The organism is Klebsiella sp. F11, assembly GCF_056712265.1.
Map to the genome: position 1 here is coordinate 2055485 of NZ_CM160060.1, position 20668 is coordinate 2076152.

13 protein-coding genes and 12 pseudogenes are annotated in these 20668 nt (G+C 52.4%); 7 read left to right on the forward strand and 18 right to left on the reverse strand.

Annotated elements, in window-relative coordinates:
• Nucleotides 1-9: 9 nt before the first annotated feature.
• The 3 genes and pseudogenes from AC1M2H_RS10110 to AC1M2H_RS10120 all read right to left on the reverse strand — a co-directional run.
• Nucleotides 10-1196 (reverse strand): IS3 family transposase gene (locus AC1M2H_RS10110; RefSeq protein WP_480151852.1). Its coding sequence is split into 2 segments (ribosomal slippage): nucleotides 10-920 and nucleotides 920-1196, totalling 1188 coding nucleotides; the frame shifts between segments, so codons are not numbered across the junction.
• 41 nt (nucleotides 1197-1237) lie between these two features.
• Nucleotides 1238-1498 (reverse strand): annotated as a pseudogene (locus AC1M2H_RS10115) (transposase); the annotation flags it as partial.
• Between the two features lie 66 nt (nucleotides 1499-1564).
• A pseudogene (locus tag AC1M2H_RS10120) lies at nucleotides 1565-2126 on the reverse strand (helix-turn-helix domain-containing protein); the annotation flags it as partial.
• A 225-nt stretch (nucleotides 2127-2351) separates the two neighbouring features.
• Between AC1M2H_RS10120 and AC1M2H_RS10125 the strand changes: the two are divergent.
• Together AC1M2H_RS10125 and AC1M2H_RS10130 are read left to right on the forward strand one after the other, a co-directional pair.
• A complete protein-coding gene (locus AC1M2H_RS10125) occupies nucleotides 2352-4277 on the forward strand; it encodes a DUF3857 domain-containing protein (protein ID WP_480151268.1) in 1926 nt (641 codons plus the stop codon).
• A gap of 89 nt (nucleotides 4278-4366) precedes the next feature.
• Nucleotides 4367-4897: pseudogene (locus AC1M2H_RS10130) on the forward strand (IS6 family transposase); the annotation flags it as partial.
• 146 nt (nucleotides 4898-5043) lie between these two features.
• Here the strand turns inward: AC1M2H_RS10130 and AC1M2H_RS10135 are convergent.
• The 3 genes and pseudogenes from AC1M2H_RS10135 to AC1M2H_RS10145 all read right to left on the reverse strand — a co-directional run.
• Nucleotides 5044-5742 (reverse strand): annotated as a pseudogene (locus AC1M2H_RS10135) (IS3 family transposase); the annotation flags it as partial.
• A 140-nt stretch (nucleotides 5743-5882) separates the two neighbouring features.
• Nucleotides 5883-6074 (reverse strand): hypothetical protein, encoded by a 192-nt coding sequence (locus AC1M2H_RS10140; protein ID WP_480151269.1) that lies wholly within the window; start codon nucleotides 6072-6074, stop codon nucleotides 5883-5885.
• A gap of 239 nt (nucleotides 6075-6313) precedes the next feature.
• Nucleotides 6314-6832, reverse strand: coding sequence for an Ail/Lom family outer membrane beta-barrel protein (locus AC1M2H_RS10145; RefSeq protein WP_480151270.1), 519 nt, complete (start codon nucleotides 6830-6832; stop codon nucleotides 6314-6316).
• 591 nt (nucleotides 6833-7423) lie between these two features.
• Between AC1M2H_RS10145 and AC1M2H_RS10150 the strand changes: the two genes are divergently transcribed.
• A protein-coding gene (locus AC1M2H_RS10150) for an IS3 family transposase (RefSeq protein ID WP_480151271.1) occupies nucleotides 7424-8544 on the forward strand; the annotation gives its coding sequence in 2 pieces (ribosomal slippage) (nucleotides 7424-7682 and nucleotides 7682-8544; 1122 coding nt in all).
• 28 nt (nucleotides 8545-8572) lie between these two features.
• Here the strand turns inward: AC1M2H_RS10150 and umuC are convergent.
• The 3 pseudogenes from umuC to AC1M2H_RS10165 all read right to left on the reverse strand — a co-directional run.
• Nucleotides 8573-9505, reverse strand: a pseudogene (umuC, locus tag AC1M2H_RS10155) (translesion error-prone DNA polymerase V subunit UmuC); the annotation flags it as partial.
• Nucleotides 9506-9516: 11 nt separating this feature from the next.
• Nucleotides 9517-9841: pseudogene (locus AC1M2H_RS10160) on the reverse strand (S24 family peptidase); the annotation flags it as partial.
• A gap of 168 nt (nucleotides 9842-10009) precedes the next feature.
• A pseudogene (locus AC1M2H_RS10165) lies at nucleotides 10010-10354 on the reverse strand (transposase); the annotation flags it as partial.
• 17 nt (nucleotides 10355-10371) lie between these two features.
• Here AC1M2H_RS10165 and AC1M2H_RS10170 point away from each other — a divergent pair.
• Nucleotides 10372-11558, forward strand: a protein-coding gene (locus tag AC1M2H_RS10170) for an IS3 family transposase (RefSeq protein WP_480151900.1) whose coding sequence is annotated in 2 segments (ribosomal slippage) — nucleotides 10372-10648 and nucleotides 10648-11558 — 1188 coding nt in all. Because the reading frame shifts where the segments join, the coding sequence is not laid out codon by codon here.
• A 6-nt stretch (nucleotides 11559-11564) separates the two neighbouring features.
• Here AC1M2H_RS10170 and AC1M2H_RS10175 read toward each other — a convergent pair.
• The 6 genes and pseudogenes from AC1M2H_RS10175 to tnpA form a co-directional block, all read right to left on the reverse strand.
• Nucleotides 11565-12227 (reverse strand): annotated as a pseudogene (locus AC1M2H_RS10175) (IS256 family transposase); the annotation flags it as partial.
• 196 nt (nucleotides 12228-12423) lie between these two features.
• Nucleotides 12424-12492 (reverse strand): annotated as a pseudogene (locus tag AC1M2H_RS10180) (GNAT family N-acetyltransferase); the annotation flags it as partial.
• Nucleotides 12493-12525: 33 nt separating this feature from the next.
• Nucleotides 12526-13733, reverse strand: a protein-coding gene (locus AC1M2H_RS10185; RefSeq protein ID WP_480151850.1) for an IS3 family transposase whose coding sequence is annotated in 2 segments (ribosomal slippage) — nucleotides 12526-13412 and nucleotides 13412-13733 — 1209 coding nt in all. Because the reading frame shifts where the segments join, the coding sequence is not laid out codon by codon here.
• A gap of 75 nt (nucleotides 13734-13808) precedes the next feature.
• A complete protein-coding gene (locus AC1M2H_RS10190; RefSeq protein WP_480151272.1) occupies nucleotides 13809-14159 on the reverse strand; it encodes a GNAT family N-acetyltransferase in 351 nt (116 codons plus the stop codon).
• 32 nt (nucleotides 14160-14191) lie between these two features.
• Nucleotides 14192-14593, reverse strand: a pseudogene (locus AC1M2H_RS10195) (transposase); the annotation flags it as partial.
• A 321-nt stretch (nucleotides 14594-14914) separates the two neighbouring features.
• Nucleotides 14915-15331, reverse strand: a complete 417-nt coding sequence (gene tnpA / locus AC1M2H_RS10200; RefSeq protein WP_480151273.1) for an IS200/IS605 family transposase — start codon at nucleotides 15329-15331, stop codon at nucleotides 14915-14917.
• A gap of 101 nt (nucleotides 15332-15432) precedes the next feature.
• Between tnpA and AC1M2H_RS10205 the strand changes: the two are divergent.
• Nucleotides 15433-15669, forward strand: a pseudogene (locus tag AC1M2H_RS10205) (transposase domain-containing protein); the annotation flags it as partial.
• Nucleotides 15670-15982: 313 nt separating this feature from the next.
• Nucleotides 15983-16735: a winged helix-turn-helix domain-containing protein gene (locus tag AC1M2H_RS10210; protein ID WP_480151274.1), complete on the forward strand. Its 753-nt coding sequence runs from the start codon at nucleotides 15983-15985 to the stop codon at nucleotides 16733-16735.
• A gap of 369 nt (nucleotides 16736-17104) precedes the next feature.
• On the opposite strand, the pseudogene AC1M2H_RS10215 reads toward AC1M2H_RS10210, so the two are convergent.
• Both AC1M2H_RS10215 and AC1M2H_RS10220 read right to left on the reverse strand, forming a co-directional pair.
• A pseudogene (locus AC1M2H_RS10215) lies at nucleotides 17105-17799 on the reverse strand (IS1 family transposase).
• A gap of 254 nt (nucleotides 17800-18053) precedes the next feature.
• Nucleotides 18054-18748, reverse strand: a protein-coding gene (locus AC1M2H_RS10220; protein WP_480151256.1) for an IS1 family transposase whose coding sequence is annotated in 2 segments (ribosomal slippage) — nucleotides 18054-18502 and nucleotides 18502-18748 — 696 coding nt in all. Because the reading frame shifts where the segments join, the coding sequence is not laid out codon by codon here.
• 522 nt (nucleotides 18749-19270) lie between these two features.
• On the opposite strand from AC1M2H_RS10220, the gene AC1M2H_RS10225 reads away from it, so the two are divergent.
• Nucleotides 19271-19807 (forward strand): glycine zipper family protein, encoded by a 537-nt coding sequence (locus AC1M2H_RS10225; RefSeq protein ID WP_480151275.1) that lies wholly within the window; start codon nucleotides 19271-19273, stop codon nucleotides 19805-19807.
• An 88-nt stretch (nucleotides 19808-19895) separates the two neighbouring features.
• On the opposite strand, the gene baeR is transcribed toward AC1M2H_RS10225, so the two are convergent.
• On the reverse strand, nucleotides 19896-20621 hold the full coding sequence (gene baeR / locus AC1M2H_RS10230) for an envelope stress response regulator BaeR (RefSeq protein WP_480151276.1): 726 nt from the start codon (nucleotides 20619-20621) through the stop codon (nucleotides 19896-19898).
• Between the last annotated feature and the right edge of the window lie 47 nt (nucleotides 20622-20668).

Sequence of the window (20668 nt, forward strand, 5' to 3'; positions counted from 1 at the left end):
CTGATCTGGTCAAGTTAAACAGGACACTTTTTTCTCAGCCATCTGTTCATATCGCACTGGCGATAAATACCCATTCGAAGCATGGTTTCTGTCAAGATTGTAATAACGCATATAGTCTGCAACATCACGTTTCATACCTGCCCGCGTCTGCTGCGGGATCAACAGCACCCATTCATGTTTCAAACTGCCCCAAAAACGCTCCATTACCGCGTTATCCCAGCAGGCGCCAACATCTCCCATGCTGCTTCTGAGTCCGTAACTGGTTAACTGCGTTTGGAAGCGCTTGCTGGTATACTGCGCTCCACGATCGGTATGGACGACCAGCCCTGTCGGTGGATTGCGCAGGTTGTAAGCCTGCATGAGAGCCCGGCAAACCAGCGACGATGTCATTCTCTTGTCAATGTGCCAACCGACGATCCGGCGGGAATATAAATCCATGATCGCAGCCAGGTACAACCAGCCTTCACCCGTTTTCAGATACGTAATATCACTCACCCATATCTGGTCCGGTCCGGGAGGATTGAAGTTCTGATTCAACAGATTTGGTGCAAAATCAGCCCCTTTCTTCGGTTTCGTTGTGACCTTCCAGGCACGGCGTTGCCGGCAGAGAAGTCCCTCTTCGCTCATGATTTTTCTAACGCGCCAACGACTTATGGTGACGCCTTCTTCACGGAGCTTTTTAACCAGCGTTCGGCTCCCGGCACTTTCCCGACTGGCAGAGAATAACGCCTTGAGCATCACCCTGACTGCGGTATCTTTCGACGGGCAGGCTATCGGCTTTTTTCGCCAGGCATACCATGCGGACGGGCTAATGCGCATCACGCGACAAAGCGTCCGTAGCCTGTAATTACCTGCGTTATCGAGGATAAACTGGTATCTCACGACATGTGCTTCGCAAAGAAGGCGCTCGCCTTTTTTAATATTTCCTTCTCAATGCGTAACTCTTTGTTTTCTAGACGTAGCCTTCGGAGTTCAGCTTGTTCATCTTCACTAAGCGGACTTTCATGGCGCTGGCGCGCGGCGGCGACCCAACTGCGCAATGTTTTGGCGCTGATCCCCAAAGAAGTTGCGGCACGCGCAATGGAGTAATTTTGCGTCAGCACCAGGGCCACCGTTTCCTTCTTAAATTCTGGCGTAAACTTTCGCTTCTGATTCACTAAACACCTCCATTTTGGATGTAAGTTTAGTGTCCTGATTATTCGACCACAGCATTCGCGCAGGTGCGCCAGCGTCAGTTCTTTTTTGCCAGTACATCCTGCAGCATGGCTTTGTCGAGGCTGAGGTCGGCAACCAGCTTCTTCAGCCTGAGATTCTCTTCCTCAAGCTGCCGCATGTGCTTCAGCTCAGAAGGGGAAATCCCGCCGTATTTTTTTCGCTAGGTGTAAAACGTGGCATCGGAGATGCCCAGATTACGGCAGACTTCGGGCACGCTCGTACCCTGTTCGGCCTGTTTCAGGGCAAAGACAATCTGCTCTTCGGTGAATCGTGACTTTTTCATCGGCACCACCTCCGCTCAGGGGAGTGGTCATCATGCCGGAATTCTGTTTCTGAATGGAGCAGGATCTTGGGTCAATATGAACTTCATCCTGATAAAAGACAGGATGAACCGCTGATTCCTGAGCCAGCGCCTGCCCGATAGTAAGCCGCTTTTCATCATAATGCGGGCCCCTGATTTTCAGCGTCGGGGCAGCTCTGCGCCAGACCATACCGGCCTGTTTGAGGTATCGGTGCAGGGGGGAGCGGTGAAGCCTCACGTCAAAAAGCCGGTTGACGATACGGGTCAGTAACTCCGTGCTCCAGCGAGAGCGCAGCCAGCCGAAATCCTTCGAAGAACGTTGAACCAGCAAGGGAAGTATGCGCTGGATATCGTCGACCGGCCAGCAAGGTGCACGGCCGGGCCTGAGACGCCTGAGTCCTTCAACCCCCTGTTAAGTAAACCAGTGTATCCATCTTCCGACGGATGAACGTGCAGCACAGAGCAGTCTGGCAATCTCGGTGACGGTCATTCCCCGATGCAACATCAGCATGGCAATGAGTCGTCTGGCATAATTTTTATCACGAGTTTGTTGGGCTTCTTTGCACATCAGTTGTCTTTCTCCATCAGGGATTGCTGCTATGATCGGCATCGCTCAGTCCGGTTAGTGATTTGGGATGTCTGGCGATTGATCAGATCGCTTAACCCGTACTGAGTTCCCTTCAAGTGATCTACTATTTTGCGAAGCTATTTAGCACGGCGTTGACGGTTCGTTTATTGAAAATGATTCTCAATTATATTAGTGTGCCCGCCTGTTTTGACGCCGGGACGAGCGTATGGCCCGGTGTCGCTGCTTAACACCCTTCAAGGACCGAAGATGAAAATCGCTATTCCTTCCATACTGTTACTCGCCGGTTTGACGGCGACGCATGCGGCCACCGTGTTAGCCGCTGCACCGCCCGCCGCGGCGGATCAGGGCCAGAACGACACGGCCAACAACGATTTCAGCTTCGTGCGCTATCGCGCGGATTATCGCGTTAACGCCAACGCCACCAACGTGAAGACGGAAAGCTACGAAGTGCTGCTGAAAACCAAGGTGGCGATCGAGAAATTCAGCCAGATCAGCCTGAGCTACAGCGAGAAAATGGAAACGCTGGAGGTGGTCGCCGCCTATACGCTGACCGCCGACGGCCAGCGCCACGACGTGGCGCCCGACCGCATCTACACCCAGGAGAGCTATTCAAGCGCCACGGCGCCGCTGTATGCCGATCGCAAGGTGCGTGTCATCGTGTTCTCCAATCTGGCGCCGGGCTCACGCGTGGTGTATCAGCTGCGCCGCACGCAGAACACCCCATATTTCCCTGACTATTTCGGCCTGTGGGAGACCTTCAGCGTTTTCGAACAGTTCGACGACGCCGAAGTGACCCTGCAGGCGCCGGAAAAACTGCCGATGCATGTCTTCACGCGCGGCGTCGAGGGCGGGGACCAACCGCAGATCCGCGACGGTCAGGCGCACTGGCGCTGGCATTATTCGCGCAGCGCGCCGATGAAGGCACAAAACTGGGCGGCGGACAGCTGGACCTTCAGCCCGACCATTATGGCCAGCACCTACCGCGAGTGGCAACAGCTGGCCAAAGCCTATCAGCGGAAAGCCGGCGCGGCGGCGAAGGTGACGCCGGGCATTCAGGAGCTGGCGGACAATATCACCACCGGTATCAGCGATCGGCGCGAGCAGGCGGAAGCCCTCTATCGATGGGTGGCGCAAAACATTCTTTATGTGGCGGTGTACTTGGGCAACGGCGGGCTGGAACCGAATTCGGCGCAGAGCATTCTCGATAACCATTACGGCGACTGTAAGGATCACGCGGTGATCCTGGAGGCGCTGCTCGCCGCCAAGGGCATTGAAAGCTCACCGGTGCTGATCGGCATGGATGAAGGCCCGATACTGCCTAAAGTGCCGCTGCTTGGCCGCTTCAATCACGCCATCACCTACGTGCCGGAATTCAAACTGTACCTCGATTCCACCAATCCTTGGGCGCGTTTCGGGCAACTGCCGGAAGGCGATCTGGGCGCGCCGGTGCTGCTGACGCGCGACGCCAGGCTGGCGCGCACGCCGGGCAGCGATGAGCAGCGGGTCAAGAGCGCGCTGAACGTCGATTTCGTGTTCGACCAGGCGGGCAATCTGCGCGGGCAGACCGAGCGCCGGCTGAGCGAAGTGGAAGAAATTGACCTGCGGGGCTACTTCTCGCAGATCAACCGTCAGAATCGGGCGCAGGCCGAAGCGACGATCATGTCCGCTTCCGGCATCGACGGCAACGGCGAGGTGGCGATGAACAGCGATCCGCTAGATCTCAAAAAGCAGTTCGGTTATCGCTTCCGCTTTAAGGCGGACGACTACGTCGATTTCGGCGTGGCGGGCGGCATGACGTTGCCGAACCCGCCCGGCGGCGAATCGTTCCGCACGCTGTATACCACCACGGCGGCGCCGGGCAACGAAACCCCGTTCTACTGCACCGCGCAGCGCTACGACGAAACCTACCGTCTGCAGCTGCCGGCCAACGTGCCGATCATCGCGATTCCGAAAGATCGGCAATTCCGCAATGCGGCGGGCGACTATCGCGTCGAGTGGCGGCGCGACGGGCAGCAGGTGACCGTAAATCACCGCCTGCAGATGAATGCCATTCGCGGCAAGGAAGCGCTGTGCCAGGCGCAGGATTACCCGGCGTTCCGCGAGCTGTTCCAGCAGGTGCGGCGCGGTTTTCGCGGCCAGGTAGTGTACGGTGAATTGGCCAACGGCAAATAAGCCGCTGCTCTTACTCGGATAAAAATGGCGGTTCTGTCGCATTAAGTCGTCGTCAGGTAACATGCTATTTTTTACGATGTAGCCTGACCATGTCTTTGATCCGCAAATCCTTCAGACGTCTGCATTATCCCGTTGATATTATTGCGCAGTGTGTCCGCTGGTATCTGGCGTATTCCCTGAGCCTCCGTAATCTGGAGGAAATGATGGCAGAGCGTGGCATCACTGTTGACCATTCCACGCTTCACCGCTGGGTTATCCGCATGGTGCCCTTGCTGGATAAGGAATTCCGCAGGCATAAACGCGCTGTGGGTCGCCGGTGGCGAATGGATGAAACGTATACCCGGGTCAGAGGGCAGTGGAAATATCTGTACCGGGCGGTCGATACTGATGGTCAGACTATAGATTTCCTGCTGACTGCGAAGCGTGATGCCGCCGCCGCTCTGCGTTTCTTTCGTAAGGCCATTCGCCACCACGGTGAGCCAGAAATGGTAGCCATTGATAAAAGTGGTTCCAGTACGGCAGCGTTGGCCATCCTCAATGCCGACAAGTCTGATGAAAAAAGCATCACTATCAGGCAGAACAAATATATGAACAACCTTGTGGAACAGGATCACCGGAATCATGGAGAATAAACTCCTTGAGAGAGGTAAACAGGATGACTAAAAATACTCGCTTTTCCCCCTGGGATGTAAGCGTCACATCCAGACCGTATTGACGCTTATACAGAAGTGATCTTGACCCGCCATCTCCGGACAGCTTTTGTATCTTAAGTTAACGATGCCCGCTGCCGCCGGTACTCTCTCGGAGAGTGATATCCCAGCGCACTGTGCGGGTGATTTTCATTGTAGTGATTGAACGCCGCTGCAAGGTTCTGTAGCGCTGTTCCCACATCTGGTTTTGGCATGAACGCGATGTAATCTTCCTTCATCGTTTTCACGAACCGTTCGGCCATGCCGTTACTTTGTGGGCTGCTCACCGCTGTTGTACACGGCTCCAGATTCAGTTCTCGCGCGAACTTCTTCGTTTCATGCGCGGTGTACGCTGAACCGTTATCTGTCAGCCACTGCACTGGTTTACCCGGCAGCGTGCTACCGAAGCGCCTTTCCACTGACCTCAGCATCACATCCTGTACCGTTGAACTGTCGTAGCCTCCCGTGCTCGCTGCCCAGTCTATGGCCTCCCGGTCGCAACAGTCCAGTGCGAACGTCACCCGAAGCTTCTCGCCGTTGTCACAACCGAACTCGAAGCCGTCTGAACACCAGCGCATATCGCTTTCCGCTACCGCGATTTTGCCTTTATGCTCCCGCTTCGGACGCTCTGGTTTATCACGCAACAACAGCAGATTATGTTCGCTCATTATCCTGTAAAGCCGTTTGGCGTTCACCGGTGGAAGTCCCTCTACACGGCGGATACCCCACACCCGCCGGTAACCGTAGCTGGGCATGTCGCTGATGATGCTGAGGATACCGTAGGCGAGCATTTTGGTGACGGCTTCCACTTCGATATCGCGCAGACCGCCAGCATCCAGGAAGGATGTCCAGCACTGGTTAGCCGTGAACAGCTTTTTGAGCGGGCGGGGAGTAAAACCAGACAGCATGGGGCAGATTAAGCGTCAGTCGTCTGCAGACGGGCAAGCGCGGCGGTATCTCCGCGATGCTCCAGAATGGAACTTGCGACCATTACAGGCGATGGGTCCATGGGTTTAAGAATTTTCATCCAGTCCCGTTCACGCTGAGAGAGCTTATCTGCGCCAGCGGAGAGCAGGATGGTATCGATACTTTTACTACGGGTCATCATGGGAAATGGTCCTGAGGAAAATATGACGTCAGATCATACATATTCAAATCAGGTTATGGCAACTCAGAGGCCGGCTGATGACGGGATTTTAAATTTGCTGCCGCCAGGCTGCCCTGTTCGGAATAACCAAATCAACAAATTGATAGCATCACCTCGAAGGTGTTACCAAAAAGCGGAAGCTAATTATGATGGCTTCCGCTGTGCTCTGAAGTGGACTGACTCGCATAAACCGGAAGAGATTAGAATTTATAGCCTACGCCCACATTCCAAGTTCCCACCTCAGTGTGACCTACGGTACCGTATTCATAACCGGTATCCAGCACAATATTTTGGTAAGGGTTAAATTGCAGTCCGGCACCATAAATGAACAGGGAACCGTTGTGGTTCTGATCTTCACTGTTATGGTTGGTAAAATTGGAACTGGCATAACCATAACCAATGTCGGCATAAACACTGGCCCAGTCTGTAATATGGTAGGTTGGACCTACTTTTGTTGAAAAGTAATGGTGATCGCCATCACCACCATCTTTGTAGTTGTTACCAGTGTAAGTCATAGCGGCCATTACCCCCCAGTCATTGTTCAACTCATAGCGGTATTGCAGCTGCACACCTTTAGCATCACTTCCATGAGTGTGGTTGAAGTGGCTCTCAGCATAACTGATATTGGCACTGGTATCGCCTTCATCCGCATTGGCTATGCCTACAACAGATGTTAAAATGGCAATGGTCAGTGAAAAATAAATAATCGGTTTTTTCATGATATATATCCTTCTTGAAATTAAGAGCGAATGTAATCCGCGAGGATAAAAATATCACTATGGAAATTATTTGTTTTGCATTTTGTGATATCAGGGAAATATGATAATCTTTTTCATTTTGTTATATTTGGCAACGCTTTGCTTATTGTGTGATTTATTAATAATAAAGATGTTTTTGTGTAAATTCATGTGCGACATTGGGTAATGATCTAAATTTATTGATTTTATTATCCCTCATATTGGGAAAGTGTATGCTAGACATGTATTTTGCATAGACGGACATCGGTTTGTATCAACAAGTTGTCATTAATATCGCATTAGCCACTTCCTCTGACGATTTTTTAATGAATAACCTATTTACGTGCCATTTAATCTTGATGGAGTATCGTAGACAGAATAGCTTGTTTAGGGTATTAGGTGTACTAAATAGCTGCGCCTAATACCGCTACACTTTTGCCAGTCCATGTTTCGCGAATTTTTGCAGCTGTCTGCCTACCATAATTTTCTTAAACAGCTGTTCTGACCTGCTCCCCGTTGATTAACACACCGCGATGTTAGTAATGTCTTCATAAGCCTCATGAGGACATCCCCATGAAGAAGCGATTTTCCGACGAACAGATCATCAGTATTCTCCGCGAGGCCGAAGCCGGGGTTTCGGCCCGTGAGCTCTGCCGTAAGCACGCCATTTCCGATGCCACGTTTTACACCTGGCGCAAGAAGTTTGGCGGCATGGAAGTCCCTGAAGTGAAGCGGCTCAAGTCGCTTGAAGAGGAGAACGCCCGCCTCAAGAAGCTGCTCGCTGAAGCCATGCTGGATAAGGAGGCGCTTCAGGTGGCTCTGGGCCGAAAGTTCTGACGACAGACCAGAAGCGGGAAGCAGTGGAAGTCATGTGTGAGGCCGCAGGTCTGTCGCAACGTCGTGCCTGCAGGCTGGCAGGTTTGTCCCTGTCGACTTGCCGTTATTCGGCTCAGCGTCCGGCTGCTGACGCGCAGCTGTCTCTACGCATCACAGAGCTGGCACTTGAGCGCCGCCGCTTTGGTTACCGGCGCATCTGGCAACTACTGCGTCGGGAGGGCCCTCACGTCAACCACAAGCGGGTATACCGCATCTATCATCTTAACGGCCTGAGTGTAAAGCGCAGGCGACGCCGCAAGGGGCTGGCGACTGAGCGGCTTCCGCTTATTCGCCCGGATGCGCCGAACCTGACATGGTCGATGGATTTTGTCATGGATGCACTTGCCAGCGGCCGCAGGATTAAGTGTCTGACCTGCGTGGATGATTTTACGAAGGAGTGTCTGACGATCACCACGGCATTCGGGATTACAGGCGTTCAGGTGACACGTATTCTGGACAGCATTGCGCTGTTTCGTGGCTATCCTGCAACGATAAGAACCGATCAGGGCCCGGAATTTACCTGCCGCGCGCTGGATCAATGGGCCTTTGAACATGGTGTTGAGTTGCGCTTAATCCAGCCGGGCAAGCCAACGCAGAACGGATTTATTGAGAGTTTCAATGGCCGCTTTCGGGATGAATGCCTGAATGAACACTGGTTCAGCGATATTCTACATGCCCGGGAAATCATTAATGACTGGCGGCAGGATGATAACGAGTGTCGACCACATTCATCGCTGAATTACCTGACGCCGGCTGAATTTGCAGCGGGCTGGCGAAACGGGAAATATGAAGAAAAACCAACTGACATTACTAACTGAAGGTTGTATCTAATCCTGGGGGCAGGTCAGGGGTCTGCCGCTTCTCGCTGGCCAGATTTCCATAATACGGTTCGCTCACAGCGAACGGTGACGTTTTCACAAAGACGGCGATATGCCTGCAGAACTGCCGTTCACCGCGCAGCTTTTCAGCTGCCCGCTCCGCGTACTGGCAGACCGCCTGGCGCATCGCGTCATATTCCGTGATGCGTTCACCAAAACTCCGGCTGCAGACAATCTGCTGTTTCGGGGGAGGGGCTTCTTCCAGCGAAATACAGGCCTCTCCGTTCAGCTCCCGGACCGTTCTCTCCAGCACCACGTTAAAGTTTTTTCTGATCAAGGCCGGATTCGCGCGCGCCAGCTGCAGCGCTGTGGTGATACCCATTGTGTTCAGTTTCTTCCCGATGCGGCGTCCGACGCCCCAGATTTCCTCCACCGGCTGCAGCGAGAGCAGTTTCTCCGTCCGGCGGGGATTTCCTGCCGTTAATGCCAGTACGCCGCCAAATTGCGGCCATTCTTTTGACGCCCACTGAGCCGATTTTGCCAGTGTTTTCGTGGGGCCCATCCCGACGCCGATGGTCAGTGCGGTATGGCGGAGAACATGCTCACGCAGCTGACGACCGAAATCCTCAAAGGCGATGCAGTTGTCGATGCCGGCGATGTCGAGGAACATCTCATCAATACTGTACTGCTCCACGCGCGGTGACAGGTCCTCAAGGCAACGCATGACGCGCTCTGACATACTGTGGTACAGCGAATAATTGCTGGAGAACACCGCCACGTTGTGCTTTTCCGCCAGCGCCTTCACCTTAAACCAGGGGGCGCCCATCGGGATTTTCAGCATTTTTGACTCCCTGCTGCGTGCGATGACGCAGCCGTCATTGTTGCTGAGCACTATCACCGGCCTGTCGCGCAGGTTCGCGCAGCTGGCATAGAAGCTGTTCACGTCAGCCAGGGCAAACATACTGGCACTCCTTACAGGCGGGCCCGGGTACGGTGAATGAAGTGAATCACCACCCCGAACAGGGTGAGTTCTTCCGGCCAGAGCGTCGGATAAGCGGGATTCATCGGCTCCAGGGCAGGGCGGGGGGGGCAGGCGCAGCCGCTTCAGGGTAAATCCGCCGTCCACCTCCGCAATCACCACGTCGCCGTCCACGGCGGTTTCCGCCCGGTCCACCACCAGAATGTTGCCGTCATACAGACCGAGGTCTTTCATGCTTTCCCCGCTGGCGCGTAAAAAGTAGGTCGCGGCAGGGTGACGTATGCACAAGCTGTTTAAATCGAGCTCATCGGGTAGGAACAGGCCATTGCTGGCCCATCCCCCCAAAGAACCGTACTTGAGAGTTTCCCCTCATACGGCTCAGGCCTTTCAAAGCCCGCCTGCGCGAGCCGGTTTCGCTACCTTCAGGTCGAGTCCGTCAAGGTGGTGTAAATTCAGTTGCCGCCTTCCGGTCCGGTAATGGGCCTGTTATGCGCTGACTGGCAGCGCTTCGATTACGTCCTCTTCAGCGGTCTGCTCTATCTCCGCCATGCTGTGTTGTGGCAGGTAGCGGTTCTGCAGCAGCCATTCCTCGTTCTGCTCCGTCAGCACCGCACCCAGCAGCCGCATGATGCTCTCTTCGTTGGGGAAGATGCCCACTACATCAGCACGCCGTTTCACCTCTTTGTTCAGACGCTCCAGCGTGTTCGTGGAGTGGATTTTCACCCGGTGCGCTTTCGGGAAGGCGAAGTACGCCAGCACGTCTGCTTCCGCCTCGTCCATCATCTCCGTGACCGCCGGGAAGCTCTTTTCCAGCTGGCCTGCCACCTCACGCCTGCTGTGGTCGAATAATCAGGACACTAAACTTACATCCAAAATGGAGGTGTTTAGTGAATCAGAAGCGAAAGTTTACGCCAGAATTTAAGAAGGAAACGGTGGCCCTGGTGCTGACGCAAAATTACTCCATTGCGCGTGCCGCAACTTCTTTGGGGATCAGCGCCAAAACATTGCGCAGTTGGGTCGCCGCCGCGCGCCAGCGCCATGAAAGTCCGCTTAGTGAAGATGAACAAGCTGAACTCCGAAGGCTACGTCTAGAAAACAAAGAGTTACGCATTGAGAAGGAAATATTAAAAAAGGCGAGCGCCTTCTTTGCGAAGCACATGTCGTGAGATACCAGTTTATCCTCGATAACGCAGGTAATTACAGGCTACGGACGCTTTGTCGCGTGATGCGCATTAGCCCGTCCGCATGGTATGTCTGGCGAAAAAAGCCGATAGCCTGCCCGCCGAAAGATACCGCAGTCAGGGTGATGCTCAAGGCGTTATTCTCTGCCAGTCGGGAAAGTGCCGGGAGCCGAACGCTGGTTAAAAAGCTCCGTGAAGAAGGCGTCACCATAAGTCGTTGGCGCGTTAGAAAAATCATGAGCGAAGAGGGACTTCTCTGCCGGCAACGCCGTGCCTGGAAGGTCACAACGAAACCGAAGAAAGGGGCTGATTTTGCACCAAATCTGTTGAATCAGAACTTCAATCCTCCCGGACCGGACCAGATATGGGTGAGTGATATTACGTATCTGAAAACGGGTGAAGGCTGGTTGTACCTGGCTGCGATCATGGATTTATATTCCCGCCGGATCGTCGGTTGGCACATTGACAAGAGAATGACATCGTCGCTGGTTTGCCGGGCTCTCATGCAGGCTTACAACCTGCGCAATCCACCGACAGGGCTGGTCGTCCATACCGATCGTGGAGCGCAGTATACCAGCAAGCGCTTCCAAACGCAGTTAACCAGTTACGGACTCAGAAGCAGCATGGGAGATGTTGGCGCCTGCTGGGATAACGCGGTAATGGAGCGTTTTTGGGGCAGTTTGAAACATGAATGGGTGCTGTTGATCCCGCAGCAGACGCGGGCAGGTATGAAACGTGATGTTGCAGACTATATGCGTTATTACAATCTTGACAGAAACCATGCTTCGAATGGGTATTTATCGCCAGTGCGATATGAACAGATGGCTGAGAAAAAAGTGTCCTGTTTAACTTGACCAGATCACGCCCTCAAGGCCGCGCTCTTTCAGACCCAACAGGAAGGCCAGCCAGAACGCTTTCGCTTCTGACTCGCCGATGCCCATCCCGATGATTTCCCGGCGACCGTCCAGGTTAACCGCGCAGGCGATTATGACCGCCACGCTGACCACCCGGCCGTTCTTGCGCACCTTCACGTATGTCGCATCCAGCCACAGGTAAGGCCATTCGCCTTCCAGCGGTCGCTGCAGGAATGCCTGCACACGCTCATCGATGCCGCGGCAGATGGACGACACCTGGCTGCGGGAGATGCCGGTCATTCCCATCGACTGCACCAGGGCGTCGACCTTGCGGGTTGAGACGCCGTTTATCCACGCCTCCTGGATAACGGCGTTGAGCGCCTTCTCCGACAGCCTGCGGGCCTCGAGGAAGGACGGGAAGTATGAGCCTTCCCGCAACTTCGGGATACGCAGGTCCAGCGTGCCGAGGCGGGTGTTGTACTGACGGTCGCGGTAGCCGTTACGGTAAGTCTCACGCTCATCAGTTCGCTCATGAGGTTCCGCGTTGATACGCTGGGTGACATCGGCTTCCATGATGCGGTTGAGCATAAATTCGGTGAGTTCACGCAGAAAGTCCTCACCGCCGGGTTGCATCAGGGTATTGCTGAATGTCATGCTGTTGTCAGCCATCGGGTTGTTCCTTTTAAGATAATTGTCTTCATAACCATTACCTTACCGGATAAGCCGATGGCGCTCACCATCCTGCCGAATTTACACCACGTCCGTGGACTCTACCCTCACAGTTCAGAACAGCATCCCACTTAACAGTAAATTACTGTATGACTCAGAGTGTTTTCTTCATGAATATGCGGCTGGTTCCATCAGGTTAACAATCAATCCTTCCGAATTCCTCCCAACCATTTTTCCTGTAAAAATCTGGGGATTGAAAACTGATCTTGACCCGCCATCTCCGGACAGCTTTTGTATCTTAAGTTAACGATGCCCGCTGCCGCCGGTACTCTCTCGGAGAGTGATATCCCAGCGCACTGTGCGGGTGATTTTCATTGTAGTGATTGAACGCCGCTGCAAGGTTCTGTAGCGCTGTTCCCACATCTGGTTTTGGCATGAACGCGATGTAATCTTCCTTCATCGTTTTCACGAACCGTTCGGCCATGCCGTTACTTTGTGGGCTGCTCACCGCTGTTGTACACGGCTCCAGATTCAGTTCTCGCGCGAACTTCTTCGTTTCATGCGCGGTGTACGCTGAACCGTTATCTGTCAGCCACTGCACTGGTTTACCCGGCAGCGTGCTACCGAAGCGCCTTTCCACTGACCTCAGCATCACATCCTGTACCGTTGAACTGTCGTAGCCTCCCGTGCTCGCTGCCCAGTCTATGGCCTCCCGGTCGCAACAGTCCAGTGCGAACGTCACCCGAAGCTTCTCGCCGTTGTCACAACCGAACTCGAAGCCGTCTGAACACCAGCGCATATCGCTTTCCGCTACCGCGATTTTGCCTTTATGCTCCCGCTTCGGACGCTCTGGTTTATCACGCAACAACAGCAGATTATGTTCGCTCATTATCCTGTAAAGCCGTTTGGCGTTCACCGGTGGAAGTCCCTCTACACGGCGTTGCTTACGCAGGATACCCCACACCCGCCGGTAACCGTAGCTGGGCATGTCGCTGATGATGCCGAGGATCTCCGACAGTATCTCTGCATCAGCTTCGTCATTACGCCGGTTGCTGCGCCTGTCCTGCCAGTCGGCAGAGCGGCTCACCCGCAGTGATAACTGCGCACGCGACACGCTCATGGTGCGACTAACCAGAGCTATTCCCCGTCCTTTGGCAACAAGGGCGCGTGCGCTATCCATTTTCGCGACTGGCCGTACTCCACCGCTTCTTTGAGGATCTCAACTTCCATCGTCTTCTTACCCAGGAGACGCTGTAGTTCCCGGACCTGTTTGAGTGCAGTCGCCAGCTCCGAAGCCGGAACCACTTCCTCTCCGGCCGCAACGGCGGTGAGGCTACCTTCCTGATATTGCTTCTTCCATTTAAACAGCAGACTGGGCTGAATACCGTGCAGACGAGCAACGTGGGAGACATTCATACCCGGCTCCATTGTTTGCTGGATGATGGCAATTTTCTCTTGCGGAGTCTTACGCTTACGGGCTTCTTGCCCTAACAGGATCCCGGTCATCTCAAAATTAACATGGTTGTTAGACATATATTTAAGCCTATCTCTTATCTGGAGATACAGCTACTGTCCGGTGTTTCAGGGGGCTACATCATCTGGGGATTGAAAACTGATTGTATAAAGGAATGCTGCTACACAGCTTCTTTGCCGTCCTTCCTCTTCAAATCGTTCTAAAAGCTCATTCCCGAGTCCCATTGATCTGAGTTCAGGGGGCAGATAAAGAAGATCTATGAACAATAATCCCAGAGATGAACGACCCAACATTCCTCCGAGGACTTTCCCACTGTTAATGTCCCTGATTACTACAGACAAAGGTTTACGATCGCTGATACCAGTCATGTAGTCGTTAAATTCATTCAGCCCCTCTTCGATTGGCATCAAATGTTCTGCTGTAATGCTTTCTGATACATCTATTCTGATTTCTTCCATTTAAAACCTCTCATTATTTTTTTGAACGATAGTCACCAGCTCATGTCCAACTTACCGTAGTCGAACAGCACACCCAGCTTGAATCGCTCTTTATTTCTGAAGCCTCGTGACTTGATCCTGAGCAGCCGTATTTTGCTGTTCAGAGACTCCGCATTCCCATTTGATAACCGGTTTTTCATTGCATTCAGGATGCCGTAAAGGCGCTTTGCCACCATGCGCGCAACGCTGGCCATCAGCGGTATGCCTGTGTCTTTGGCCATCGCCATCCATTCCTGCCACAGCTTACGACTATGGTCGTCATAACGGCGCTGCCACAGATCGCGTGCAAGCTCCTTCATTACCCAGCACTGGCTCGTTTGGGGTAACACCAGACGTGCCACTTCTAACCTCTCAGCCCTGCGGTTATGCCGGTTCTGTTTGCCGTAAAACCACATTTTATTCTGACTGCATCAGCTCCTTGGGACGACTTGAGGTTCTGAACTGGCGTGACTTCATCTGCCATGGCTGAAGGTATAGCGAGAAAGCCCGCGATTAGTGAACTCAGGAGTGAGATTTTATACTTGTTTTTTATCATGGTTTTGATTAACTCTTGCTTTATGTAATCTTGGTTTCAGCGATGTGAATGATTATCATTTACATTGATGGGTGAATTATGAAGATTAATGTCATAAAGTAAGTATCCTCCGACAGAGCCGGAGGCTTTAGGGTGAGCGCCTCAAAGGCGCTGACAAACCATGAGCCGCCCAGGGCGGCTGCTATACGTTCAGTTTCATCTGGTCGTATCGTTCGTCTTCTCGTTCCTGATTGCGTATGTAAGCCCTGGCCATGGCCTCATCCAGACCAACGGTTGACACAAAATATCCCCGGGCCCAGAACACCTCGCCGGTGACGTTTTTACCTCTGCCGAAATGCCGGGCTATTGCTATCGCACTTTTCCCCTTCAGATAGCCGACAATTGTTGATACTGAGTACTTTGGCGGAATGCTGATACACATGTGCATCAGATGCCCCTCCAGAATCTGACAGCCCTTCTGGCTCGCAAGCTCATGGAATATTTTGCCCAACTCACGCCGCAGCGCACCATATAACCGTTGCTTCCGGCGTTTGGGGATATAAACCACGTGATATTTACAGTCCCATTTCGTATGGCTTAAGCTCTGATAGTCTCTCATCACGAATCCTCATCTCCTGGCGGAGATTTCGGATTCGCGCGACTGACTTAAAGGTCAAACCTTTCGGAGTCCCCCGGCAAAGCCGGGGGTTTACCGGACTTAATTATATCTTCTTCGGGAGCGATCACGGTGGTGAGCGTGGAGCACTGCTGTACGGTCTGATCGGTACGTGCAGGCTGAATGGCATCGGTCCGGAGGCTTACCTTCACCATATCCTGAGCATACTACCGGAGTGGCCTTCCAATAAAGTGGCAGAACTTCTGCCATGGAACGTAGTCTCACCAATAAATAGTCGTCAATACGGCGCTCACTTAACGCTTACCAAGAACTGGTCTTAAAACAGTAAGTTTTAATGCTCCGGCCCATGTAATCCAGTGATCTGCCCGCAGCCAGAACACCGGTTGGAACCAGCATCTGTTACCTACCGGGATAGGCTCTTAATAGAGTCCGGAATAAATATTTTCATCTACCGGACTTAACATAGCCTCTCTGGGGCAACCTGCATTTTGAAGTTTATTGAGTATAGGCTCTAAAGAAGAGCGTAAATGGCACTTTTGGCTTATGTGAATGTGAGGGGATTGTGAATTCTTGCGGCAGGGTCTTGATATCCTGTGCCAGTATATCTGATAATTATTGTTAATGGTACCAGATATGAAATCAATAGCTTCAGCGTTGAACTGGTCAGGAAAGGATGAAGAGTTAATGAATAAAGCAGCGAATCTACCGACCATATTAGCTGTAAACATTAGCGATGATTTTAAAGCGCTTATCGACGAAGCTATTCGGTATATTAACTGTGGTGTTCTATTCTGTGATAATAAACGTACGCTTGCAAACATCCTCAAAAAGTCCCCGGCGTTTGTTTTGATTCAATGCCGAGATACTTCTCAGAAAGAGGTCGGCTTATGCAAGGAAATCCGTAGTGTTTACGATCTGCCGATCGTGATGATTGCGGAAAAGTCGAAAGAAACAACTCGACTGGCCGCTTTTGAGTCGGGGGTCGATGACTATATCACTGGGGTATTGAATCCAAAAGAAATCGCATGGCGATTAAAAGCAATCCTGCGCCGTTGTCCGACAGTAAAGGCATTGGTAAACCTGCAGAATGCTTTTCTGATTAACAAAGATACTCAGCAAGTGTCTATCGGAGGTATCGTGCTGGACATTACCCGTTGTGAATACCGGATTTTGTTCATGCTTTCGTCCAGGCCAGGACGCGTTTTTAAACGCGAACAGCTGTGTCTATGCCTGTATAAAGAAAAGCGGGTCTCTTTAAGGACGGTTGATAGCCATATCAAAAACTTGCGTGCGAAATTATCGGCCTTTGATCCTGATATTCAGTTTATTAAGAGTACCTACGGCCTGGGCTACAGCTGGGAATATGAACCAGCACATTTTATTTGAATGGGAGTTAGATAGAGATGAAAAAAATTATTTTCCTGATGATCGTAGTATTTACGTCATCAACATTATCCGGTTGTGTATGGCCATGGTGGGGACCTGGCGGCGGAGGTGGGCCAGTGCAGGGACCTGGTGGTGGCGGTCCCGGCGGCGGTGGCCCTGACGTCCGTTAACGACCCCGTTCGCAGCGACCAACCCCACAGCCCGGCTGAGACGTTTACGCTGCATGCCGGGAACTTGCCCGGTGGTGTTGTGCTTACCGGGTCTACCGCCCTGCGGCTATCTATAGATCTCTCGACAAGCGTTTAACGATAAACCGGCCGGAAGGTATTTTTGCCTGACTGGCGAAGATAAAAATGGTAATGCCTCCAATCAGTAGAACATGTACTTTTCGATGAAGGCACCGATGACCTTTTCGTGCAATTCGATGGAACGTGAAAAACATATTGTTTTGCGTGCCAGCCGCTTGATACGGGTTCGCAGCGTCAGATTGTTTCGCTCAATGCGCTGTGTGAAAATTTTACCAGTCAGATGTATCTCCTTCGGCACCTCTCTGGCATAACTGCCTCAGTTATCGCTGGTAATCATGCCGATGCTAAAGGGCGTCAACAGGGCCAACAGTTCCCGACATGTCTCATCGGTACGTGGGCCGAAAGTATAAGCCAGTACGCCACCCGTTTTGGTATTGTAAGCATACCAGAGCCAGTGCTGCCGGGCTTTACTGCCAACAAAGCCCCACTGCTCATCAAGCTCGCAGATGAGTGCCACATCGGCATGAGCGACAGGAGAAGCGGTTATCCGGGACGGCGAGAGCTTTTTAATGTCCGTATGACGGTATTGATACCGACCTTAAGAACTCTGGCGGTATCGCGGACGCCGGCACCGTTGTGTGCCAGTTCAACTATCTGTTCTTTTACACCGGGTTTTCTGGCTTCATAGGTATAAGCCAGCTGAAAAACGCGGCGACATGACCGGCAACGAAAGCGCTCGTGCCCGGAACAGCTGTGCCCATGGCGATAAACAGAATCGGAATGGCAACGAGGACAATGAACAGTAACGGTAGCCATAGAAAGCCCTAAATACCAGTAGCATATCATGGTTTTCTATCGATTGAAGGCATTACCATAAAAATTAATGTCATAAATTGAAATAACCATGTCGATTTAAACCGCAATATATACAAAAAAAATCTGCTATTTAGCGCTACTTTCAATGAAAAGTCGACGGAGCAAGAGAGAACAAAATCATTTCTGCCTCTTGTCACCGTATTGTCTGTTTTATTGCCAGTCTGCCTGTAAAAACCACTGGGTAATGCATCCAGTTAGTAGAACATGTATTTCTCGATGAATGCGCCGATGACTTTTTCGTGCAATTCGATGGAACGTGAAAAACATATTGTTTTGCGTGCCAGCCGCTTGATACGGGTTCGCAGCGTCAGATTGTTTCGCTCAATGCGCTGTGTGAAAATTTTACCCGTCAGATGTATCTCCTTCGGCACCTCTCTGGCGTAGCTTCCCCAATCGTCGCTCGTTATCATGCCAATGCTGAAGGGGGTCAATAACGCCAGCAGCGCCTGACATGTCTCATCATTACGGGGGCCGGACGTATAAGCCAGAACGCCCCCTGTTTTGGTGTTGTAGGCATACCAGAGCCAGTGCTGCCGGGCTTTACTGCCGACAAAGCCCCATTGCTCATCGAGTTCACAGATAAGAGCCACATCTGCATGGGCAACCGGAGAGGATGTTATTCGCTTCGGCGCGAGTTTTTTAAAGTGCGGATGACGGTGTTAATGCCGATTTTTAGCGTTCTTGCCGTATCCCGGACACCGGCACCGTTGAAGGCCATTTCGGTAATTTTCTCTTTGACACCCGGCTTACGGGCTTCATAGGTATAGGTGAGTAAAAACACGCGGTGGCAGTCACGACAGCGAAATCTGTCACGGCCTTTAGGGTTCTGACCATGGCGATAAACCTGAGCAGACTGACAACGGGGACAATGAACGTTAACGCTGGCCATGAGAAAACCTCAAAAGCGGGTATTATACATCATTCAACTAATTAGAGGCATTACCAACCACTGCAACCACCATCCGGCAACGGCAAACCTTCTGGCGAGATGAAGGTAAAGTAACAACATGATTCCAGCACCTTTTTTGTCCTGGTGACCGCCCGGAACCAAGGTGCCTAGTGCCTACCGTTATCATTGCGGGCTTTCAGTGAAAAGAAAATAGAAGGTAAGACTTATGAGACGCTGGACTCCATTTATCGCAGGCGCTGCAGTTGCTATAGTTTTTTGTTCATCGGCTATGGCGTGGCCAGGTCCTGGGCCGGGTCCAGGCTGGCACCCGGGCGAACCGTGGTGGCCAGGACCGTTCGGCCCGGTCATTGTGCTCTCACCAGAACCTGTTATTTACCCACCGCCTGTACCTGCTGTTCCGGCTCCGCAGGTGCAGGTCTGGGTGGAGAAAAAACATCACTTTAGGTATTACTGCCTGGAATCGCAGGGATTTTATCCACAAGTACCGCGGTGTCCTAAGGGATGGATGAAAGTAGTCGAACCGAATTAGAAGGTATTGCGATGAAAAAATGTGTTGTATTGAGCATGGCGATTTTATCCGCGATCGCCCTGGCGGGCTGTGTTTCACCTCCCCGGGTACCGACCGTAATGGTCCTGCCCGGGAGCGGCAAAACGTATGAAAGCTTTCAACATGACGATGTGATATGCCGTAACGCCGCCTCCCGCGCGGTGGACGGCGAAACGAATAATGTCAATAATAATGGTGTCGCGACGGCGGCGGCTGGCACGGCAATTGGCGCCGCCGCCGGGGCTCTTATTGGTAGCGCCGGGGGACCCCGAGGCGCCGCGGGGGGCGTAGCCGTTGGCGCGGCCAGTGGATTATTGGTCGGTAGCGCTATTGCCGGTAATAACAGCGGCGGTGCCCGCAGCTCATTGCAGGATCAGTATAATGTCATTTATGTACAGTGTATGTATGCGAAAGGGAATAAGATCCCACAGGCATATGCCTGGGACGAGCCGGAAAACGCGAATGATGTGCCGCCCGATTATCACTCATAGCGGGATGTGACCGATACCGGCAAAGAGGGCGCAGCCGAAAGCAGGTGCAGCTATTTTATGGCGTGGGAATATGGTTCGGATTTAGTCGTCACGCCAGATGGCAACCATCGGCTTCCCAGCGGTAACCAACGCCGTATACTGCGCGGATAAATGTCCGACTGGCATCCAGCATCTGTAGTTTACGGCGCAGATTTTTGATATGGGTATCAATGGTACGATCGGTTACCACGCGATAATCATCATAAAGATGATTCAACAGCTGCTCGCGTGAAAAGACTTTTCCTGCTCCTTGAGAGAGCGTTTTCAGCAGGCGGAATTCCGCGACCGTCAGATCAAGTCGTTTATCCTGCCATGATGCCTGAAAACGTTCTTCATCAATGATCAGCGCACTGTTGGTATTGGGCGCCGTCTGTCGTTCGCTCGAGGCTTTGCAGCGCCGCAGGATAGCGTTGACTCGCGAGACCACCTCTCGCGGGCTGTACGGTTTACTGATGTAATCATCTGCGCCGATCCCCAGCCCCAGCAGCCGATCGATTTCCTCAGTTCTGGCCGTAACCATGACGATCGGAACCTCGGAAATACGACGAATTTCCCGACAAAGCGACAGACCGTCCATACCGGGCAACATCAGGTCCAGCAAAATCAGGTGAGGGGGAGTAGCAAGAACATAGGGCAGCACCATATCGCCCCGATGGATCAACACAGGGGCAAATCCCGCCTCCAGCAAATAATCGCTGAGGAGTTGTCCCAGTTTTAGTTCATCTTCCACGATCAAAACAGGCGGTGCATTTTCGTCAACAGGTAGCTTCGTCATCGCTCTCTCGCTAAATCGCGCAAAAGGTTATTCTCGGCAAAAAATAT

Excerpts from the sequence above, each read along its gene's own strand:
- AC1M2H_RS10125 (WP_480151268.1), top strand. The coding sequence starts at position 2,352 with ATGAAAATCGCTATTCCTTCCATACTGTTACTCGCCGGTTTGACGGCG.
- AC1M2H_RS10140 (WP_480151269.1), bottom strand. The coding sequence starts at position 6,074 with ATGATGACCCGTAGTAAAAGTATCGATACCATCCTGCTCTCCGCTGGC.
- AC1M2H_RS10145 (WP_480151270.1), bottom strand. The coding sequence starts at position 6,832 with ATGAAAAAACCGATTATTTATTTTTCACTGACCATTGCCATTTTAACA.
- AC1M2H_RS10190 (WP_480151272.1), bottom strand. The coding sequence starts at position 14,159 with ATGGAAGAAATCAGAATAGATGTATCAGAAAGCATTACAGCAGAACAT.
- tnpA (WP_480151273.1), bottom strand. The coding sequence starts at position 15,331 with ATGAGAGACTATCAGAGCTTAAGCCATACGAAATGGGACTGTAAATAT.
- AC1M2H_RS10210 (WP_480151274.1), top strand. The coding sequence starts at position 15,983 with ATGAAATCAATAGCTTCAGCGTTGAACTGGTCAGGAAAGGATGAAGAG.
- AC1M2H_RS10225 (WP_480151275.1), top strand. The coding sequence starts at position 19,271 with ATGGATGAAAGTAGTCGAACCGAATTAGAAGGTATTGCGATGAAAAAA.
- baeR (WP_480151276.1), bottom strand. The coding sequence starts at position 20,621 with ATGACGAAGCTACCTGTTGACGAAAATGCACCGCCTGTTTTGATCGTG.